The sequence below is a fragment of the Nocardia tenerifensis NBRC 101015 genome (assembly GCF_000308715.1).
GTDB classification, from domain to species: Bacteria; Actinomycetota; Actinomycetes; order Mycobacteriales; family Mycobacteriaceae; genus Nocardia; species Nocardia tenerifensis.
Window position 1 is genome coordinate 1 of sequence record NZ_BAGH01000224.1, and the last position, 2,389, is coordinate 2,389.

1 protein-coding gene is annotated in these 2,389 nt (G+C 69.4%); it reads left to right on the forward strand.

Going from position 1 to position 2,389, the window contains the following annotated elements; all coding sequences use genetic code 11:
• Nucleotides 1-1,775: SbcC/MukB-like Walker B domain-containing protein (locus ON39_RS18440; RefSeq protein WP_040735773.1), on the forward strand; the 1,775-nt coding region annotated here is incomplete at its 5' end.
• Nucleotides 1,776-2,389: the final 614 nt, after the last annotated feature.

Below are 2,389 nucleotides of genomic sequence, written 5' to 3' on the forward strand. Positions count from 1 at the left end.
AGGCGGTGGCCGAGGCCACCGCGGTCGAGAAGAAGCTGCGCGCCGCCGCGGCGAAGCACCGGACGCCGCGCGACCCGCGCGAGCTCGACGCGCTCGCCGCCGCCATCCGGCACTTCGAGAACACCGGCACCGGCCTGCTGCGGCTGCGCACCGAGCACGAGCGGGAACGCGAACGCGAACGCGAGGGCACCGACCGCCACGACGAGGCCAAGGATCTGGCCGAGGCCTTCGCCGAAGAGGCCGAGGCCGCCAAGGCCGGCTATCAGGAGCAGCTGCGCAAGCTCGAAACATTGCGAGAGGCATTAGGTGCGGGCGCCGCCGACATCGATCAGGAACTCGAGCGGGCCCGCGCGAAGATCGAGGCGACCAAGGCCGAGCAGAAGGCGGCGCGCAAGGCGGCCAACGAGGCCATCGAGGCGATCGGCGACGCCGAGGCCGCCTTCCGGACCGCGCACGAGTCGCTCGGCACCGCACTGACCGAGGTGCTCGCCGACGTGAAAGCCCTTGCACCCTATGCCCGTCCGGACCTGCTGCGGTTGCTCGGCGCTTCGGCGGAGGGACGCTGGCCCAGCAGTGACGCCGCCTGGTCGACGCCGGAACAGTTGCTGTACCGCATCTCTCAGGCTGGGCCGTCAGCCGAACCACAGGTGCTGCCGGACGAAGTCGCCGAGTTGTTCGAGAGTTTGACCGCCGCAACATCTTCTGTGCGGGCCACCGAGGCGACGCGCAAGTCGACCCGCAGCGCGGTCACCGCGGCGCTGCAGGAGTTCGACGCCGCGCTGTCCAGTTCGGGGCGCGACTACCGGTTGCAGTGGGACGCCGCCGACGGGCTGACCGTCGTGCAGGTACAAGACGACGACGGCATGTCGGCGCTCGCCGACTTCGCGGCCCGCATCGACGGCGCGCGCCGCGATCAGGAGCTGCTGCTCACCGACGCCGAGCGCCGCATCCTGGAGGACGCGCTGCTCACCGGGCTGGCCCAGCAGATCCACGAACGCACCAGCGACGCACGCGATCTCATCGCCAGGATGGGCGCGGAGATGAAACAGCGCCGGATGTCCTCCGGCAACACCATCGGTGTGCACTGGGTGCTCGCCGACACCCTCTCCGATCCGGCGCGGGCCATGTGCAAACTGCTCGACCGCGACGCCTCGGCCCTCGGCGCGGACGAACTCGCCGCCATCCGAGCCCATTTCGCGTCCGAGATCCGCGCCGCGCGCGCCGCCCACCCCGAGCGCTCCTACCCGGAGATCCTGGCGGCCACCCTGGACTACCGCACTTGGCGGGTGTTCTCGTTCACCCTCATCTCCGCCGACGGCAGCGAGGACAAGCTCACCGTGGCCAGGCACAGCGCACTGTCGGGCGGCGAGCAGTCGGTCTCGCTGCACCTGCCGCTGTTCGCCGCCGCGCACGTCATGCTCGACTCCGCCGACCCGCAGGCGCCGCGCCTGCTCGCGCTGGACGAGGCGTTCGCCGGCGTCGACGACAACGGTCGCAGCGAATTGCTCGGCCTCAGCGTGCAATTCGACCTCGACCTGTTCATGACCGGCTACGACCTGTGGATCACCTACCCCCACGTCCCCGGCTGCGCCCACTACGACCTCGCCCACGCCGCCGCCGAAAACACCGTCAGCGCAACCCTGTTGGTCTGGGACAGCGGCGACCTCCTCGCCGAACACGACGGCACCGACCTCACCACCGCCCTCGGCTCCCCCAACCGCCGCCGGGTACACAACACGATCGAAGGAGGACTGGAACTAACCCCCCTCGCCTAGCCCACCCCCAGATCCGCACCCCTCCCGGCATGCCACAGATCCGCACTCCTTCTCAGGATCCCACCACAGATCCCGCACTCCCTCTCAGGACCCGCACTCCCTCTAGGGCCCCAGAGACAGTGCGCATCCCGAAAAACAGTGCGGCAGTCACCTACCAGACAACGCCCGCCGAACCCCGGCGCAAACCGTCGCTCCAGCACGCCAAAGTCCCGCACCCCCTCTCAGGAACCGCACTCCCTCTAGTGCCCAAGAGGCGGTGCGCATCCGGAAAGACAGTGCGGCAGTCGCCTACCAGGCAACGCCCACCGACCCCGGCGCGACCCGTCGCTCCAGCACACCACAGACCCGCACCCCCTCTCAGGAACCGCACTCCCTCTAGTGCCCAAGAGGCGGTGCGCATCCCGAGAAACAGTGCGGCAATCGCCTACCAGACAACGCCCACCGAAGCCGGCCCGACCCACGGCTCATCCTGCGCCGATCGAAGCCGAACGACGCGATCTCGTTCGGGCACATTGTGTCGTCCAGCCATTGTTGGCGAACATCGCCCCGGCATGCCATAGACCCGCACTCCCTCTCGGGATCCGCACCCACTCTAGGGCCCCAGACGACGGTGC